Source organism: uncultured Marivita sp., assembly GCF_947488135.1.
Lineage (GTDB): Bacteria > Pseudomonadota > Alphaproteobacteria > Rhodobacterales > Rhodobacteraceae > Marivita.
Genome location: NZ_CANKYW010000003.1, coordinates 97,232 through 115,355, shown reverse-complemented (window position 1 = coordinate 115,355; position 18,124 = coordinate 97,232). Strand labels below are relative to the sequence as shown.

Here is an 18,124-nt window from a genome sequence, read left to right as displayed (position 1 = left end):
ATTTACAGGAGCTTCCGACAGGAACGCTGCGACGCGGCAATCGGTTCCGGTGGCGCGTTCAAGAAATCGACCTCTTGCGCCCGATCCATCCGCCGGGCCTATCTGGCAACGCACGAACGCACCAATCGGGATCGGTGGCGCATCCAAATAATCGATCTCTTGCGGCCGACCCATCCGACCGGCCTATCTGGCACCGCACGAACGCGCCAATCGGGACCAGACCAAATGCACACGATCCAACCAACACAGCTTCAGCGTTTCATCCTCGCCAGCGGCATGACAAACCTTGCCGACGGGATCGCTGTTGTGGTCTGGGCCTGGATTGCCACGCTGTTGACCCGCGATCCGTTTCTCGTATCGCTCATGCCCGTCGCATTGCGGCTACCGTGGATCCTCTTTGCCTTGCCCGCGGGCATCATCACCGACCGCGTGGACCGCAAGCGCCTGATCCTCGCCATGGACCTCTTTCGCGGTCTGGCTTTCGCCGTGGCAACCGGGGCTGTCGCGCTGTCTTTGCCTCTCGCGGATCCGCCCGTTGATGGCACCGCGATGCCGGGCCTCTTCGCGACGCTGATCGCCTGCGCGCTTATCGTCGGCATCGCCGAGGTGTTCCGCGACAATGCCGCGCAAACCATGCTCCCAGCGCTCGTCCCGCATGACCGTCTGGAAACCGCCAATGGCCGACTTTGGAGCGTCGAGCTTGTCGGCAACGCGCTTCTCGGTCCCGCCGTCGGCGCGTTCCTGATCTCCGCGGCCGTCTGGTTGCCCTTTGCCATCAACACCGCCGCCTTCGCCCTCGCCGCCTTGCTGGTCCTCGGCATGCAGGGCGCCTTCAGACCGAAATCCCGCGACACCCGTAACTGGCGGGAAGAACTTGGCGAAGGTCTGTCCTACCTGCGCAACGCACCATTACTGCGTTTGCTGGCCGTCGTGACCGGGTTCTGGAACCTCTTTGACCAGATGGTCGTGATCGCCTTGGTCCTTTACGTGCAAGAGGTCCTCGGACTTGGGGCGCAGGCCTACGGATTGATGCTCGCCTCCGCCGCTCTGGGCGGGATCGCCGGAGGGTTTTGCGCAGACGCCATCGTCCGCACCTTCGGCCCCGGCAATACTGCCCGGTGGGCACAGCTTTTCTCGGCCATCGCCTTCATGGCCATTCCCTTTGCACCGAATGCCGTATCGCTCGCCATCATCCTCGCCACGTTCCAGTTCGCAGGTCTCGTCTGGAACACGGTGTCCGTATCCTACCGCCAGCGCACCATCCCGGACGCCCTTCTGGGCCGGGTCAACAGCACCTACCGTTTGCTCGCCTGGGGCATGATGCCCATCGGCTTGCTTCTCTCAGGCGCCTTGGTCAGCCTGTCGGAAATCGTCGTCTCTCGGGAAATCGCCTTGTCCATTCCTTTCATTATTGCCGCCATCGGCGTTTCCATTCTCAGCCTCGCGACCTGGCGCCCTTTGGGCCGAGGGTTCCGGAATGCGGTGCCGACGAAGCAAGAGATACCGCGTAATCGTTAAGAAATCGTTGGCGGAAATACCATTCATAAATCAGAATGATGCAATCCCTATCGTTCTAAATAAGAGAACAACTACGACGATCAACTTTCCATGACAAACCGTACGAAACAGCCTTACGATCCGTACCATTCAACGCTGTTTCGTACGCCATTCGGGGTGTATCCAAGGCTCGAGGTTTTCCATCGGAAGCGGCGTTTTTCCCAGGATGTGATCCGACGCCTTTTCGCCAACCAGAATAGACGGCGCGTTCAGATTCCCATTGGTAATACGCGGAAAAATCGAACTGTCCGCGACCCTGAGACCGTCAACACCGATGACGCGGCACTCCGGATCCACAACCGCCATCGGATCGTCCACCGCGCCCATCTTGCAGGTCCCGCAGGGATGATACGCGCTCTCAGCATACTCACGGATAAAATCATCAAGCATTTCATCACTCTGCGCGGCATCACCGGGTTGAATTTCGTGTTTGTAGAACGGCTTGAACGCATCCTGCGCAAAGATTTCGCGCACCAGCCGGATACCTTGCCGGAAGTCGATCCAATCCTCTTCGTGGCTCATGTAGTTGAAGAAAATCCTGGGATCTTCCCTAGGATCCGCGGACTTCAGCGTCACAGCCCCCCGAGACGGTGATCGCATAGGCCCAACATGCGCCTGAAATCCGTGCCCTTCGGCCGCGGCCTGGCCATCGTAACGCACAGCGATGGGCAGGAAATGGATCTGCAAATCCGGGTACTCCACCCCGGCGCGTGATCTTAAAAAACCACACGATTCAAATTGGTTAGACGATCCCGGGCCCGTTTTCGTGAGCAGCCATCGCGCGCCGACATAGGCCTTGCCCAAAAGGTTCCAATACCTGTAAAGGCTCACTGGCTGGCTCGCCGCCGCCTGCACGTATACCTCAAGATGATCCTGCAAATTCCGCCCGACACCGGGCCGATCCGCGATGATATCGATACCGTGTTCGCGCAAATGATCCGACGGGCCGATCCCCGAAAGCATAAGTAATTTTGGTGAGTTAATGGCTGACGCTGAAAGTATCACTTCAACATCGGCTCGGATCTCATTGATCTGTCTGTCTTGCTCGATCTCGACACCGACCGCGCGATCGTCCTCGATAACGACTCGCCGGGCGAACCCTTTGACAAGATTGCAGTTTTCATGTTTCAAGGCCGGGCGCAGATACGCCTTTGCGGCCGACCACCTCTGGCCCTTCCAGACAGTCATGTCGAAGGGGCCGACCCCTTCCTGCCGGTGGCCGTTGTAATCCCCGGTGATGCCATACCCTGCCTGCGCGCCGGCCGCGACGAAGGCTTGGGTCAGAGGGTTTTCCCGGCTACCTCGCGTGATATGCAGAGGACCATCGGTTCCGCGCCAGTCCGGATCGCCCCCGTGACCGCCTGAATGCCAGCTCTCAAGCCTCTGAAAATACGGAAGAACATCCGCATATCCCCAACCTGTCGCGCCCTGGTCGCGCCAGTGGTCGTAGTCGCGCGCGTGGCCGCGCACATAGATCATGCCGTTGATCGACGACGACCCGCCGATCACCTTGCCCCTCGGGCAGGCAAGCCGCCGATTGTTCAGATGCGGCTCGGGTTCGGTGCGGTAGCCCCAGTCATAGCGCTTCATGTTCATCGGAAAGCTGAGCGCGCCCGGCATCTGGATGAAAGGCCCGGCATCGGAACCGCCGTGCTCGATCACGATGACCGATCGCCCCGCTTCCGCCAAACGGTAGGCGATCGCGCAGCCCGCCGAGCCTGCACCGACAATGACATAATCAGCATTCATATCAGTGCCTTAGAATGGCGCCTCAACGTCACCCATGCGGACGTAGACGGATTTCAGTTCACTATAGTGGTTGATCGCCGCCTTCGAATTCTCGCGCCCCACACCGGACATTTTCGTCCCACCGAAGGGTGCTTCGACGGGGGCATCGTTGTAGGAGTTGATGAAGCAACTGCCCGCTTCGAGCTGCGCGATGACCCGGTGAGCGCGGGATAGATCGCGGGTGAACACACCGGCGGAGAGACCGAATTCCGTGGCATTGGCGCGGATGATCGCCTCCTCCTCGGTCTCGAAATCAAGAACCGCCATCACGGGGCCGAAAATCTCTTCGCGGGCGATGGTCATATCGTCTTTTACATCCGCAAAAACAGTGGGTTGCAGGTAGAAGCCATCGCGATCCAATTGCTTTCCACCGGTGACCAGACGCGCGCCTTCACTTTCGCCTTTTTCGATATAATCGAGGACGATTTTCATCTGTGCCTCGGAAACCATCGGGCCGAAATTCGTGGCCTCGTCCAGCGGATCGCCGATCACGGCTTTGGAAAGGCGTTCTGTCAGGCGTTTCAGAAACGCTTCCTTAATGTCTTTCTGCACAAATACCCGCGTGCCGTTCGAACAGACCTGACCGGAGGAATAGAAGTTGCCAAGGATCGCGCCGCCGACCGCGTTTTCGAGATCGGCATCATCGAAGATCAGCAAGGGGGATTTGCCACCAAGCTCCATCGTCACATGCTTCATTTGGGCCGCGGCCGCCGCGTAGACTTTTTTGCCGGTGGGAACCGATCCGGTAAGCGAAACCTTCGCAACGCGCGGGTCCGTGACCAAAGATGCACCGACCTCGCCAAGCCCCTGGATGACGTTGTAAATCCCGGCAGGTAGGCCCGCCTCGCACAGGATTTCGGCGACCTTCAGCGCGCAAAGCGGTGTGGTCTCGGACGGTTTGAAAACCATTGCATTGCCACAAGCCAAGGCTGGCGCGCCTTTCCAGCAGGCGATCTGGGTCGGATAGTTCCACGCACCGATCCCGACGCATACGCCCAACGGCTCGCGGCGGGTATAGACCCAGTCCTCGCCCAGCTGGATGTGCTCACCCGTCAGGCTTCCGGCAAGGCCACCGAAATATTCCAGCGCATCCGCCCCGCTGGTGGCATCGACGGCGATGGTTTCCTGATAGGGCTTGCCGGTGTCGTAGGTTTCGAGCACGGAAAGATCGCGATTGCGCTCGCGCATGATATCCGCCGCGCGGCGCAGGACGCGGCCCCGCTCGGTGCCCGATAGGGCGGCCCACTGTTTTTGCGCCCGATGCGCGGCCTCCAGCGCCCGATCCACGATCGCGGGCGTTGCCGCATATACGGTGGCGATCTGTTCGCCGGTCGCGGGGTAGATCACCGGGATCGGCACGCCGCCCGTGTCTTCGACGTAAGCCCCGTCGATGAAATGGCTGGCTTCCGGCTGCGTGTCGTAGCTCATGCAGATGGCTCCCTTTCGGCGTGTGTGATTTCATGGGCAAGCGCGGTCAGCACCTGTCGCGTCGCGTCATCGCCCGAGGGCTGGTCCTTGCGCAGCGCCTCGCGCAGGTAAAGCCCGTCGATCAGCCCGGCGATCCGCACCGCAACCTCACCCGCACGCGCGCCGATCAGGGGGCGCAAGTTGAAGACGAGGTTCGAGTGCAAGCGGCGTTGATAGACGGCGAGAAGGCGGCGGGCTTGGTCATCCGATTGGGCCAAGACATAAAAATTCAGCCAGGCCGCCACCACTTCGCGGCGAAAATTCGAACTGGTGAACCCAGCACGAATGATCGCTTCAGCCCGCGCGCGCGGCCCTTTGGCCATTGCCAAGGCGCCCCGCACCTCGGCCCCATAGAGGCTGAGCGTGTGTCGCATGGCCGCGAGAAAAATCTGATCCTTGCCGCCGAAATAGTGATGCGCCAGCGCCGATGACATGCCCGCGCGCCGCGCGATCTGGGCAACGGTCACGTCCAAGGACCCCGCCTGCCCGATCTCGGCAATCGTCGCTTTCACCAGCGCCTCTCGGCGTATAGGCTCCATCCCGAGCTTCGGCACGTTCGATCCCGCAACATGGTGTTTGACGGCCGGACCGTATGGCGTTTTTTATTGACTCGTCAATCAACAAAACAAACGACCTCTGTCAGGGAGACCACACCAATGCTGAAATCTTCACTTTCCGTTCTGGCCATCTGCGCGGCGAGCGCCGCCGTTGCCGATTGCGACACGGTTGTCTTTTCCGATGTGGGCTGGACCGACATCACCGCGACGACCGCGGCGACCACGGTCGTGCTCGAAGCGCTGGGATACGATACCGACATCAAGGTCCTGTCCGTTCCGGTGACCTATACCGCGCTGGCCGAAGGCGACGTGGACGTGTTCCTCGGCAACTGGATGCCGACGATGGAAGCCGACATCGCCCCCTATCGCGAGGCGGGCACGGTCGACACAGTGCGCGCCAACCTCGAAGGCGCGAAATACACGCTGGCCACCAACAAGGCCGGGGCCGATCTGGGCATCACGAGTTTCGACGCCATCGCAGAACAACGAGACGCGCTGGACGGCGAGATTTACGGGATCGAGCCGGGCAATGACGGCAACCGTCTGATCATGGACATGATCGAGGCCAACGCGTTCGGACTTGAAGGCTTCGAAGTGGTCGAAAGCTCGGAACAGGGGATGTTGGCGCAGGTCGCCCGGGCCGATGACCGGGGCGAGCCGGTGGTCTTCCTCGGATGGGAACCGCACCCGATGAACGCGAACTTCGACATGACCTACCTGACCGGAGGCGATGACTGGTTCGGTCCGAACCTTGGCGGGGCGACCGTCTATACCAACACGACCGCCGGCTTCGTCGACGCCTGCCCGAACCTTGGCACCTTTCTAAACAACTTGGAATTCACCCTTGCGATGGAGAACGAGATCATGGGCGCGATCCTGAACGATGGCCAGGAGGCAAGCGACGCAGCGACGGCATGGCTTCTGGCCAACCCGGACGCCTATGCCGGATGGCTCGACGGCGTGACCACCAAAGATGGTGGTGACGCTGTTGCGGCGGTGAAAGCCGCGCTGGAATAACACCTTGGGGGCGGCATCGCGCCGCCCCTTTGTCATTCGCCACGGGACGTATTCATGGATTGGCTGACAGAGAACAAGATCCCGGTCGGGCAGATCGCCGGGGACGGCTTTGACTGGCTCGAAAGCAATGGCGCGTTCTTTTTCGATGCGCTGTCGGACGGGTTGGAGGCGATGATCGACGGCTTTCTGTGGCTGCTCCAGACGCCGCATCCGCTGGTGATCATCGCGGTTTTCGTGGCGCTAACCTACTATCTCCAACGCAGTTGGAAGGTCGCGCTGTTCGTGGCGGTCGGGTTTCTTTTCATCATAAATCAGGGCTATTGGGAGGAAACGACCGAGAGCCTGACGCTGGTATTGTCGGCCTGCGTCGTGTGCATGGGGGTCGGCGTGCCCATCGGCATCGCGGTGGCGCATCGGCCCAAACTCTATGCCTGGATGCGCCCAGTTCTCGACCTCATGCAGACCTTGCCGACCTTTGTCTATCTTATTCCGGCGATTGTGTTCTTCGGTATCGGCATGGTGCCCGGCCTGATCGCAACGGTGATCTTCGTCCTGCCCGCGCCGATCCGTCTAACCCATCTAGGGGTAAGCTCCACCCCGATGCCACTGATCGAGGCGGCCGAAGCGTTCGGGGCGACGAAATCGCAATTGCTGTGGAAGGTTGAACTGCCCTCGGCCCTGCCGCAAATCATGGCAGGACTGAACCAGACGATCATGCTGTCGCTTTCGATGGTGGTGATCGCAGCGCTTGTGGGGGCTGACGGATTGGGCGTGCCGGTGGTGCGGGCGCTGAACCAGGTCAACACGGCGCGAGGGTTTGAAAGCGGTTTCGTGATCGTGGTCGTGGCGATCATCTTGGACCGCATGCTGCGCATGGAGCGCCAGAAATGAGCGACATCCGCGTCGCATTCGAAAACGTGTCCATCGTCTTCGGCGACAAGCCCGAGGCCGCCCTGCCCTTGATGGATGCGGGCCAGGATCGCGCCGAGATTCAGCGCGACACAGGCCAGGTTCTGGGCGTGCATGATTGCTCCTTGACCGTGGCCGAGGGTGAGATTCTCGTGCTCATGGGCCTGTCTGGATCGGGCAAGTCCACGCTTTTGCGCGCGGTGAACGGGTTGAACCCGGTGGCACGCGGCTGTGTGCGGGTGCATGATGGCACGGCTCTCGTGGATGTGACACATGCCAGTCCCGAAGTGCTGCGCACGATCCGGCTGCGCCATGTCGCGATGGTGTTTCAGCAATTCGGCCTGCTGCCCTGGCGGAGCGTGCGGGAAAACGTCGGGCTGGGTCTGGAACTGGGTGGCCAACCCAAGGCGGAACGCACCGCGCGGGTCGAGGAACAACTGGCACTGGTGGGTCTCACCGATTGGGCGGATCGCAAGGTGGCCGAGCTTTCGGGTGGGATGCAGCAGCGCGTGGGGCTCGCACGGGCCTTTGCCACCGATGCGCCGATCCTGCTGATGGACGAGCCGTTTTCGGCGCTTGATCCCCTGATCCGCACAAAGTTGCAGGACGAATTGCTCGAACTCCAACAGCGGCTGAAGCGCACCATCATCTTCGTCAGCCACGACCTCGACGAGGCGTTCAAGATCGGCAACCGGATCGCCATCATGGAAGGCGGGCGGATCGTGCAATGCGGCACGCCGCAGGATATTTTCCGGCATCCGTCGAACCATTACGTGGCCGACTTCGTCAAGCACATGAACCCGCTGGGCGTCCTGCGCGCACGCGATGTGATGCGGGACGGTACGGCGACGGACGGCGCGCCGCGGGTCGATGCGGATGCCCGGGTGCAGGAGGTTATGACGACGCTGGTCCACAGCCAAGGGGACTTGGCGGTGGTCGATGGTGGCAGAACCATTGGGCTGATCGGCAAGAACGATGTGCTGGCCTATCTGTCCGATCCGACCGGAGCCAGTCTGCGCAGCGGCAGCTAGGGCAGCTTGGCCGCGAAGTTGCACGCGACATACATTTTTTCGACGCGGGCTCTTGTTACGTATTCAATTTTCTTTATATGTTTGCACGAGACCAAGGAGAGTTGAAACATGACACCCAAAGTCACCGGTTTTTTCGACGACGCTACCAATACGATTTCCTATGTGGTCCAGGACCCACAGGGCAGCGCCTGCGCAATCGTCGATAGCGTTCTCGATTTCGACTACGCGTCGGGCCGTACCAACACCAAATCCGCCGATGCCATCATCGCCTTCGTCAAGGAACGTGGGCTTGAGGTGCAGTGGCTGTTGGAAACCCATGTCCACGCCGACCACCTGAGCGCCGCGCCCTACCTGCAAGACGCATTGGGCGGCAAGATCGGGATCGGCGACCGCATTCAGGTCGTGCAGGACACATTCGGTAAGGTGTTCAACGAAGGCACAGAGTTTCAGCGCGATGGCAGCCAGTTCGACAAGTTGTTCGTCGAAGGCGACAGCTTTCATATCGGCCAGATGCGCGCCGATGTGCTGCACACCCCCGGCCACACACCGGCCTGCCTGACCTACGTGATCGGCAACGCGGCTTTCGTGGGCGACACCCTGTTCATGCCGGATTTCGGCACCGCGCGCTGTGATTTCCCCGGCGGATCGTCCGAGCAGCTCTACGACTCGGTCCAGAAGATCCTCGCCTTGCCCGATGACACACGCATCTACGTCGGCCATGACTACAAGGCCCCCGGGCGTGACGACTACGCATGGGAAACCACGGTCGGCGAACAGAAAGCCAAGAACGTGCATGTCGGTGGCGACGCTTCCAAAGAGCGGTTTGTCGAGATGCGCGACGCGCGGGATGCGACCCTCGGGATGCCGAAACTGATCATCCCGTCGTTGCAGGTCAACATGCGCGCGGGCCAGATGCCGCCGGCCGACAAGGACGGCAAGGTCTTCCTCAAAGTTCCAGTAAACGGATTGTAAACACATGAACCCGGATTGGATTTACGGGCTGGTCGGTGGTTTGCTGATCGGCACAGGTGGCGCAGTGTATCTGCTGGCCAATGGGCGTATCATGGGCGCGAGCGGCATCATCGGCGGTTTGGTCGATGGCAGCGGTCGCGACACGATGTGGGAACGTCTGAGCTTTCTGGCCGGGCTGGTCCTGATCCCGATTGTGCTTCTGGGCCTGCTCGGCCCGAAGGAAACCCACGCGACCAGCAATTTCGTCCTACTCATCGCAGCGGGGCTGCTTGTGGGGGTCGGCACCCGGCTGGCCAATGGCTGTACCTCCGGGCACGGCGTGTGCGGGATTTCCCGGATGTCGCTGCGCGGGATGGTGGCCACGGTGTTCTACATCCTCGCCGGCGGTCTGACCGTCGTTCTGTTCCGTCACCTGTTGGGGATCATCTGATGCGCAACATATTCGCTTTTCTCGCCGGTGGCCTGTTCGGGGCCGGTCTGTTCATCTCGGGCATGACCGACACCCGCAAGGTGCAGGGCTGGCTCGATATCTTCGGCAACTGGGATCCGACGCTGGCCTTCGTCATGGGCGGCGCGATCATTCCGATGGCCATTGCCTGGCGCGTCGCCGCGAAGCGTCGCTTTGCCCTGACGGGCAATGCCATGCCCCCGCCCCCCGAGCCGAAGCTCGGCCGCAACCTCGTCGTCGGATCCGTTCTTTTCGGAATGGGCTGGGGTCTTGTCGGGCTTTGCCCCGGCCCTGCCATCGCGTCTCTGAGCTATGGCGGTGTCGAGGGGCTGGTGTTTCTTGGCGCGATGATCGTCGGGATGAGTGTCATGCCAAGCCTGCGGGCATGGCTGGACAGGCCAGCGACAGCACAGTAGGTCTTCATCATGGATATTCGCCCCATCACCGACCGCTATAACGTGTCCCCGCAGATCGACCCGGAAGACGCCGCCGCCATCAAGGAGGCGGGGATCACCACGGTGATCTGCAACCGACCGGATGCCGAAGTACCGCCGTCACATCAGGCCGATGCGATGCGCGCCGCGATCGAGGCCCAAGGGCTTCGGTTCGAGGTCTTGCCGATCACGCACCAGACCATGTCCCCCGACCGTGTCGCCCAGCAGGCCGCCATCGTCGAGGCATCCGACGGGCCGGTCCTTGCCTATTGCGCATCGGGCACGCGCTGTTCGGTCCTTTGGGCCTTGAGCCAGGCCGGTCAACAACCCGCCGACAGCATTCTGCAAACCGTTGCACGGGCCGGTTACGACCTGTCCGCCTTGCGCCCGACGCTCGACGCGGCAGCAGCAGCCCAGCGTTAAGAGCCATCCGCGGGCTGGATCACCGGCAGATCCGCCGCGATTTCATCAAGCGCCATGTCGAACCCGCCGTCGAAGGCGAACGACGTGGCGCTTGGGGCCAGCGCGGTGCCGGAGGCGGGCTGGTCTGGCATTTTCACGACCGCTTCTGCCTGATCGGCAGCGTCCGGTTTGTGCACGGACTTGTCGGTGCCACCGATGCGGACCGCACGCATCCCGTTCATCTGCCCCAGCTTGCCACGCGCCACGACATGGCCCCCCGCCCCGACCAGGCAGGCGGATGACATCGCCTGCGCCGAAATAGGGAGAACATCGCCGGGACGAAGCGCCTGCACCTTGTCGAGCGGAATATGAATCCGCGTGAGAACAAGCTGCATCCGCGCCGGGACCAGCTTGAGCACACCCTCGTGCTTGCCGGTGTTTTGCAATTTGCCCGTGTCGTCCGGTTTCGGCGGTTCGGGAAACAGGAACAGAACCTGACCTGACCGCGTGTCCTGCGCAAGGCTCACATCGAAACGGGTCGCGTGATACTGCTCCGCATCGAGCGCGAGCCCCGCGGTTTGCGCGTCTTCGACCATTGCGCCGAACCTGTACCCGTTCAGATGCGCCATCTCCGGCTGACCCGCCAGCATCGACGCGAAGCGAGGCAAACCGGCATCCAGAAGCGGGGCCATCATGGCGGCATCGGTGGGCGTATAGGGCCGGTCATCGGTGGGAAAGCGTGTGACCTTGCCCAAGGTCTGAACCTCGATCAGCCCGGTCACGACGTCGCGTCCGAAGGCGGCAAGTCCGCAAGGTCCGGAGTCGTTTTCGAGAATGATGAGCAGATCGTCATCGCCGATCCTGCGCACCGCGCGGTCTGCCGACAGCGTTTCGTCCTTCGACTGCGACGCGGCGAGCCCGACACCCCAGAGCGCATCCGCTGCGATCGACAACGCCCGCCCCAACGCACGCGGCAGGGATACCGCACCGACGCCCAGCGCCCTGCGCTGCGCCTGCGCCTTGCGTTGCAGAACTGTATCGGCGGGATCGTCGTTCATGTGCACATCGCTGCCCTTGGAGGTCACGCCCTCCGTTATGGCGGGAATTGGTAAACAAGGGTTTAGCGAAATCGGTGCGTTTAGATTATTGCGCGGCCATCGCGGTTCGGTAGGGCAAGACGACGCGGAAATTCGCGCCCCGCGCTGCGGGAACGTAGTCGACCGAACCGCCAAGCCGGGTCATCACCTGACGACAGATCGCCAGACCAAGCCCCGCGCCGCCCGCTTTCTGGTCGCTGACGCGGGCGAATTTCTCGAAGATCATGTCCACGGCCTCGGGCGCGATGCCGGTGCCGTTGTCCTGAAAGTCGATCACCACGCGGTCGGCCTCCTGCATGACGCGGATCGCCAGACGGGGCGCATTGGCATCGCAATACTTCCGGGCATTTGCGATGAGGTTGATGAACACCTGAGCCAGTCGGTCCAGATCGGTATGCAGCGGGATTTCCTCGCGGTCCAGGTCGCGCTCGATCTCGAGTTTGACCCCATCCTCGCCGATAGCCGCCGACGCCACCGCACGGTCCAGCACCGCCCGCAAGGTGCCGTCCCGCAGGTTCAGGTTTACCTGCCCGTTCTCGACCACAGACAGGTCCAGCAAATCGTCCAGCAGCCGCGTCAGCCGCTGCGCCTCGTCATGAATGATGGAGGCATAGCGCGACTGGTCTTCAGGCTCCATCTGGTCCGTGTCGCGCAAGATCTCGGAAAATGCCCGGATCGAGGTCATGGGCGTGCGCAGTTCGTGGCTGATCTGGCTGAGAAACGCATCCTTCTGGATCGACAGGCGCGTGAGCTTCTGGTTGGCATTGCGCAACTCGAGCGCTGTGCGGCTAAGCTCTTCGGATTGCTCCTTGAGCCGCGCGGAGTATTCCAGCATCTGCGCCGTTTCGTCCGCCACTGCCATCAGGTCTTCAACCGACACCGACATGCCACCGGTGATCTGACCAACCATCGCGTGCGCCGTCGCCGCACCCACGGAGCTTCCCAGCTCTCGTTCGAGGACTTCGAGGAAATCGGGCGACGGATCCGGCAACTCCCCGCGCGCGCCCTGCTTCGCCGCATAGCGCGAAAACAGCGCCTGCGCCTCTGCCGCGCCAAGGATGCGCTGCGCCATGACCATCAGATCCTCGGTCTGTGCATGCCCCCCGGACCAACTGCGCGTGTTGGTCGAGTGTTCGAAGATATTGACGAACTGCGCCGCCTGAAGCCGCTCCAGCGGCGACGGGAAGGTCAGAAGCGACACGGTAACGAAAGCGGTGACGTTGAACAACATACTCCAAAGCAAGGCATGCATGAGCTGATCCAACCCGGTGATGCCGAAAAGAGCGTCCGGCTTCAGCCAGGTCAGGCCGAACAGCCCGTCCTCGATGATCGTCAGCGGCAGGATCGTCCCTGCCCCGAAACTGGGAAGATAGAGCGTGTAAAGCCAAGTCCCGAACCCGATGGTCAGCCCGGCGAAGGCCCCCAGCCGCGTCGCACCGCGCCAGAACATGCCGCCCAGCATCGCGGGCAGCACCTGCGCCAGGCCGCAGAACGCGACCAACCCGATGGAGGCCAGCGCCTCGCCGCCGCTGGACAGGCGGAAATAGAGATAGCCCAGCATGACCACCCCCACGATCGAGATGCGCCGCGCCATCAAAACCGCCGCACGCACGTCCCCCGACACGCTGGCCCCGCTTGGCCGCAGCTGAAGCCAGATCGGCATGACGATGTGGTTCGATACCATGGTCGACAAGGCAATCGCCGCGACGATCACCATGGATGTGGCGGAACTGAAGCCCCCGAGGAAAGACAGCATCGCGAGCCCGTTTTCCCCGAGCGCCAAGGGCACCGTTAGAACGAAGAGGTCCGGGTTCGATCCGTCGGGCATGATGTCGAGACCGACAACGGCAATCGGAACGACGAAGAGGCTGATCAAGCAAAGATAAAGCGGGAAGGCCCATGCCGCGGTGCGCAGGTGGCTTTCGTCATCGTTCTCGACGACGAGCACCTGAAAGGTGCGTGGGAGACACAGGAAGGCGGCGGCGGACAGGAAGATCAGACCGGCCCAGCGGCTGCGGTCGGTGTGCCACTGCCCGAATTCGGACGCGTCGATCTGGGACAGCGCTTCGGACAAGCCGCCTGACACTCCCCAGACCACGAAGATCCCGACAGAGAGGAGCGCGACGAGCTTGACCACCGCCTCAACGGCGATCGCCATGACAACTCCGTCGTGCTTTTCCTTGGCGTCGAGGTTGCGGGTTCCGAACAGCACGGTGAACAGCGCGAGGCCCAGCGACAGCCAAAGCGCCATCGAACCTTGATCCTGTGCGACGGATCCATCGGCTTCAGCCGCGAAGACCGAAAAGGACAGGGTCACGGATTGCAATTGCAGCGCGATATAGGGGGTCGTTCCGATCACCGCGAGGATGGTCACTCCGGCGGCCAGAAGGCTTGATTTGCCGTAACGTGAGGAGATCAGGTCGGCGATGGAGGTGATCTTCTGGGTGCGTCCGATCCGCACGAGCTTGCGCACCAGCCACCACCAGCTCACCATCACGAGCGTCGGGCCGAGGTAGATCGTCAGATACTCGAACCCATTGCGCGCCGCTGACCCGACCGCGCCGTAAAACGTCCACGCTGTGCAATAGATCGACAGCGACAGCGTGTAGATCAGCGGTGAGCGCAACCACGCTTTTTTGCCCTGCAACGCCAAGCGGTCCGCGACGAAGGCCACGAGAAAAAGGAACAGCACGTAAAACGTGCTGACCAGGACAAGAAGGTTCAGCGTGCTCATGTGTCCGTATCCGACGGATCATCCAGAGACCGGGACAGCCCCCAGGTCAGCAAAATGATCCCAGCCCACACGACGAAGATATAGATGAGAGCCGTGGCGCTGCTGACGGTGTCCTCACCGGTCTGGGGCCAGAGCATGGGCAACATCCAAAGCACAAGCGCCAGGGCCGGTGCCACACGCGCTGCATCCATGATGCGGCGGAGGCGATACGTGCGCCGTTCGTGAAAGACTGTCGGCGTACCGGGCCTTTCGCTCGGCTCGGTCATTTCGCCCCAAGGGCTCTCACGGTTTCGAGAACGTCGGCATTGGAAAACGGTTTGGTCATGAAGGCATCACACCCAGCCCGCTCTGCGATTTCGCGATCCTTGGTCTGTCCACGCGCGGTGAGCATCAGCACGGGAACGCCTGCGCTGATCGGATCGTCCCGCAATTCGCGCAAGATGTCGTAGCCGCTTTTCCCCGGCAGCATCACGTCGAGGATGAGCACATCGGGTTGCCGTTGCTTGACCAACTCGACGGCATCCGCGCCGTTCGAGTGGGTTTTCACCGTCCAGCCGTCCCGCGACAGGATGAAGCTGATCGCCTCGATGATATTGGGTTCGTCTTCGATCAACAAAACCTGTTTTGACATGCGCGCCCTCCCCCGATGCCGCAAGCCGCTGGTGGGCTTTTGCCGTTGTTTTTCCCCAGCGTGTCCAGACTATTACGAAGTGCGGGCATGGTGTCAAAGCTTCCGCGGCGCCGAAGCCACCATGATCGACGGTTCGCGCCGGGCCTCGCACGTGACTTGCGGGCAGATCCGGCAGGTCAGGCCCACCTCGCGGATCCGTTCGGACGTGTCGCGCTTCGGCTCTGGCACGATCAGCATGTGGCTTTCGAAAAGCACGTCATCGCCAAGTTGCGCGGGCCCGGTCGGCTGCGAGATCGCAAATGCGCGGTGGCGTGCGGCGGCGCGGGCGGATTGCTCCATCACTTCGGTGTGCAGCATCATCGGCCGTGCCAAAGCGCGGTAGAGCGGCCAGAGCGCACAGCCCGCCCCGAGCCTGGGCAGCGGGAATTCGGGCAGCGGCTTGCGGAAGGTTGTCACACCCGAACCGTCGCAGATCGCCAGCCCCACCGGATCGGGAAGAAGATCATCGGGGAGATGCGCGAGACGCCGCATCGCGCTGGCGAGGTCACATCCGAACCGCCGCGCAAAGGCCAGCGGGTCCGTGCCCGAGGCCGCAACCGTATCGGCGCACTCCGACAGCGGCATCCGCCCTGCATCGGCGCGGTAGCGCGTCAGGATCGTGTGCAAGAGCCATTTGGCAGAAGGGGACAGCCCCGCGCCGAGCGTGTCGGTTGCGGGATCGACGCTGGCCTCGGGCACCTCAAGCGCGGGAAGATGGAAGCCGTGTTTCAGGAATACCGCGTCCAGCTCGTCCTGCGGCGCGTTCGTCTCCGACGCCTCGGAATCCGCCTCTTCGAGATACTGCGCAAGGCTGCGGCTGGTCTCTGCCAAGCGTGCACTGTCTTCGTAGATGTTGCGATTGAACCGGCGCTGCCACTCGGGCTCGATATCGCCCGGCTCGGCAAGGATCGACGCGGCCGAGCGGATTGCAGTCACGGTGGACAACATCTCGTGCAGGGACGCGGCAAGGTGCGGATCGTGCGTCAGACGATCGGTCAGGGCCTCGACACTGCGCTGGAGCGCTTCGACCTTGCGCTGGCTCTCGGCCAGCAGGGCGGCCCAGCCGGGAAAGCGTCCCGCGAATTCCTCGACCCGTGCAAACTCGACCTCGGACATTTCCGTATCGGTCGCGGCTTCTCTCAGGGTGGCGAGCAAGGTTGTCTCCGCGCCCTCCGTCAAAGAGGCGGGTTCGACCCCCAAGGCATGCGCGATGTCGATCAGCAATTTCCCGCCGATTCTCCGCCGATTGTGTTCGATCAGATTGAGATAGGACGGCGAAATATCCGCACGCTTGGCCAGTTCAGACTGTTTGAGCCCTGCCATCACGCGCCGCTCGCGAATTCGGCTTCCTGTCAGAGTGTCGCGGGGCATGTCAAATTCCCGTGATGAATCAATTGGTTTCTGCAATGCGGAAAAAAGAAATTTACAGATTTCTGCACTGCATTGTTCATTTTTTGACAGAAAAATCGTTTGGAGCAAAGCGCTTATTGCTATGTTTTCCATGCATGGCGGATAATCGCTTTGCACATAAGTGCGGTCTTGGCGGATGGAGGAACGCCGCCGGACGCTCAAAGACATTGGGAGGATTATATGTCCAAAGGCAACCTGACACGTCGCGGCGTGCTCAAGACAGGTGCTGTGGCAGGCGCGGGTCTTGCTCTGCCCACATATCTGTCGGCACAGGAAAGCGGCTTTACCAACGCACCCACGGGATCGACCGTCACGCTGGGCTTCAACGTCCCGCAATCCGGCCCCTACGCCGACGAAGGTGCCGACGAACTGCGCGCCTATGAACTCGCGGTCGAGCACCTGAACGGCGAAGGCGACGGCGGTATGCTTCAGACCTTCTCGTCGAAGGCGCTTCAGGGCAACGGCATCCTGGGTAAAAAGGTCGAATTCGTCACCGGTGACACGCAGACGAAATCCGACGCGGCCCGCGCATCGGCCAAGTCGATGATCGAAAAAGACGGTGCCATCATGATCACCGGCGGCTCGTCCTCGGGTGTGGCCGTTGCAGTTCAGGCGCTCTGCCAGGAAGCCGGCATCATCTTCATGGCCGGTCTGACCCACGCCAACGACACCACCGGCAAGGACAAGCGGGCCAACGGTTTCCGTCACTTCTTCAACTCGTATATGTCCGGTGCGGCGCTGGCACCCATCCTTGCCGCGCAATACGGGGCGGACCGCAAGGCATATCACCTGACCGCCGACTACAACTGGGGCTACACCACCGAAGAGGCGGTCCGGTCTTCGACCGAAGCCCTGGGTTGGGAAACCGTCGGCACGGTTCTGACACCGCTGACGCAGACCGATTTCTCGTCCTACATCACGCCGGTACTTCAATCGGATGCTGACGTTCTGGTGCTGAACCACTACGGCGGAAACATGGTCAACTCGCTCACCAACGCGGTGCAGTTCGGCCTGCGCGAGCGTCAGGTCAACGGCAAGCAGTTCGAGATCGTCGTTCCGCTGTATTCCGAGTTGATGGCCCGCGGTGCGGGATCGAACATCGCCGGGATCCTCGGTTCGCAGAACTGGGACTGGAAACTGGAAAACCAGCTTGGCGCGAAATACACCGGCACCAATGCCTTCGTGAAATCCTTTGGCGAAAAGTACGGCTTCCCGCCCAGCCAGGCCGCGCATACCTGCTACGTGCAGACCCTGCTTTATGCCGATGCCGTGGAACGGGCCGGTTCGTTCCAGCCCTGTGCCGTGGTCGAAGCGCTCGAAGGATTCGAATTCGACGGTCTGGGCAGCGGACCCACGCTGTACCGTGCCGAAGATCACCAGTGCTTCAAGGACGTGGTCGTGGTGCGTGGCAAGGAAAACCCGGAGAACGAATTCGACCTCGTGGAGATCGTCGAAGTCACGCCGGTCGAACAGGTCACATATGCGCCCGATCACCCGCAATTCGCGGGCGGCGCATTGGGCTCCTGCAACAACGGCGCATAACGCCGTAACGGGGGTGGGCTACGCGCCCGCCCCCGCCTTTCTCCAGCCCGCATCCCGGGCTGTTGCACTTCCACACTCAGGACCGTGAA

The 18,124-nt window shown here is 61.8% G+C and carries 17 protein-coding genes; 9 read left to right on the top strand and 8 right to left on the bottom strand.

The genetic code is table 11. The annotated features are described in order from the left end of the window. Positions 1–225 precede the first annotated feature (225 nt). The gene (locus Q1B16_RS11435; RefSeq protein ID WP_299788256.1) at positions 226–1,518 is read left to right on the top strand and encodes an MFS transporter; all 1,293 of its coding nucleotides are present in this window, start codon (positions 226–228) and stop codon (positions 1,516–1,518) included. Positions 1,519–1,647: 129 nt separating this feature from the next. Here the strand turns inward: Q1B16_RS11435 and betA are convergent, their stop codons facing one another. From betA to betI, 3 genes are read right to left on the bottom strand one after another with little or no spacing between them, the layout of a single operon-like run. Beyond that, positions 1,648–3,306, bottom strand: coding sequence for a choline dehydrogenase (gene betA / locus Q1B16_RS11430; RefSeq protein WP_299788253.1), 1,659 nt, complete (start codon positions 3,304–3,306; stop codon positions 1,648–1,650). 9 nt (positions 3,307–3,315) lie between these two features. After that, on the bottom strand, positions 3,316–4,773 hold the full coding sequence (gene betB / locus Q1B16_RS11425; RefSeq protein ID WP_299788250.1) for a betaine-aldehyde dehydrogenase: 1,458 nt from the start codon (positions 4,771–4,773) through the stop codon (positions 3,316–3,318). After that, on the bottom strand, positions 4,770–5,351 hold the full coding sequence (gene betI, locus Q1B16_RS11420; protein WP_299788968.1) for a transcriptional regulator BetI: 582 nt from the start codon (positions 5,349–5,351) through the stop codon (positions 4,770–4,772). Before betI ends, betB begins: the two co-directional genes overlap by 4 nt. Before the next feature lie 117 nt (positions 5,352–5,468). Between betI and choX the strand changes: the two genes are divergently transcribed. From choX to Q1B16_RS11385, 7 genes are all read left to right on the top strand, one after another. Continuing rightward, positions 5,469–6,386, top strand: coding sequence for a choline ABC transporter substrate-binding protein (gene choX, locus Q1B16_RS11415; RefSeq protein WP_299788247.1), 918 nt, complete (start codon positions 5,469–5,471; stop codon positions 6,384–6,386). A 54-nt stretch (positions 6,387–6,440) separates the two neighbouring features. Beyond that, the gene (gene choW / locus Q1B16_RS11410) at positions 6,441–7,277 is read left to right on the top strand and encodes a choline ABC transporter permease subunit (protein WP_299788244.1); all 837 of its coding nucleotides are present in this window, start codon (positions 6,441–6,443) and stop codon (positions 7,275–7,277) included. Further along, positions 7,274–8,326: a choline ABC transporter ATP-binding protein gene (choV, locus tag Q1B16_RS11405; RefSeq protein ID WP_299788241.1), complete on the top strand. Its 1,053-nt coding sequence runs from the start codon at positions 7,274–7,276 to the stop codon at positions 8,324–8,326. Before choW ends, choV begins: the two co-directional genes overlap by 4 nt. A gap of 108 nt (positions 8,327–8,434) precedes the next feature. Further along, positions 8,435–9,298 (top strand): MBL fold metallo-hydrolase, encoded by an 864-nt coding sequence (locus tag Q1B16_RS11400; protein ID WP_299788238.1) that lies wholly within the window; start codon positions 8,435–8,437, stop codon positions 9,296–9,298. A 4-nt stretch (positions 9,299–9,302) separates the two neighbouring features. Then, on the top strand, positions 9,303–9,728 hold the full coding sequence (locus Q1B16_RS11395; protein WP_299788235.1) for a YeeE/YedE thiosulfate transporter family protein: 426 nt from the start codon (positions 9,303–9,305) through the stop codon (positions 9,726–9,728). Beyond that, positions 9,728–10,162, top strand: a complete 435-nt coding sequence (locus Q1B16_RS11390; protein ID WP_299788233.1) for a DUF6691 family protein — start codon at positions 9,728–9,730, stop codon at positions 10,160–10,162. The genes Q1B16_RS11395 and Q1B16_RS11390 overlap by 1 nt, the downstream gene beginning before the upstream one ends. A gap of 9 nt (positions 10,163–10,171) precedes the next feature. Then, on the top strand, positions 10,172–10,603 hold the full coding sequence (locus Q1B16_RS11385) for a TIGR01244 family sulfur transferase (protein ID WP_299788230.1): 432 nt from the start codon (positions 10,172–10,174) through the stop codon (positions 10,601–10,603). Here the strand turns inward: Q1B16_RS11385 and Q1B16_RS11380 are convergent. The 5 genes from Q1B16_RS11380 to Q1B16_RS11360 all read right to left on the bottom strand — a co-directional run bounded on the left by Q1B16_RS11380 (position 10,600) and on the right by Q1B16_RS11360 (position 16,454). Then, a complete protein-coding gene (locus Q1B16_RS11380; protein WP_299788227.1) occupies positions 10,600–11,640 on the bottom strand; it encodes a FliM/FliN family flagellar motor C-terminal domain-containing protein in 1,041 nt (346 codons plus the stop codon). The genes Q1B16_RS11385 and Q1B16_RS11380 overlap by 4 nt on opposite strands. An 85-nt stretch (positions 11,641–11,725) precedes the next feature. Beyond that, a complete protein-coding gene (locus tag Q1B16_RS11375) occupies positions 11,726–14,413 on the bottom strand; it encodes a sensor histidine kinase (RefSeq protein ID WP_299788224.1) in 2,688 nt (895 codons plus the stop codon). Next, the gene (locus Q1B16_RS11370) at positions 14,410–14,679 is read right to left on the bottom strand and encodes a hypothetical protein (protein ID WP_299788221.1); all 270 of its coding nucleotides are present in this window, start codon (positions 14,677–14,679) and stop codon (positions 14,410–14,412) included. The genes Q1B16_RS11375 and Q1B16_RS11370 overlap by 4 nt, the downstream gene beginning before the upstream one ends. Then, the gene (locus Q1B16_RS11365; RefSeq protein ID WP_299788218.1) at positions 14,676–15,044 is read right to left on the bottom strand and encodes a response regulator; all 369 of its coding nucleotides are present in this window, start codon (positions 15,042–15,044) and stop codon (positions 14,676–14,678) included. The genes Q1B16_RS11370 and Q1B16_RS11365 overlap by 4 nt, the downstream gene beginning before the upstream one ends. Positions 15,045–15,137: 93 nt before the next feature. Further along, on the bottom strand, positions 15,138–16,454 hold the full coding sequence (locus Q1B16_RS11360; protein ID WP_299788215.1) for a helix-turn-helix domain-containing protein: 1,317 nt from the start codon (positions 16,452–16,454) through the stop codon (positions 15,138–15,140). A 219-nt stretch (positions 16,455–16,673) separates the two neighbouring features. Here Q1B16_RS11360 and Q1B16_RS11355 point away from each other — a divergent pair, with 219 nt between their 5' ends. Next, positions 16,674–18,035, top strand: coding sequence for a substrate-binding protein (locus Q1B16_RS11355; protein ID WP_299788212.1), 1,362 nt, complete (start codon positions 16,674–16,676; stop codon positions 18,033–18,035). The last annotated feature ends 89 nt before the right edge of the window (positions 18,036–18,124 follow it).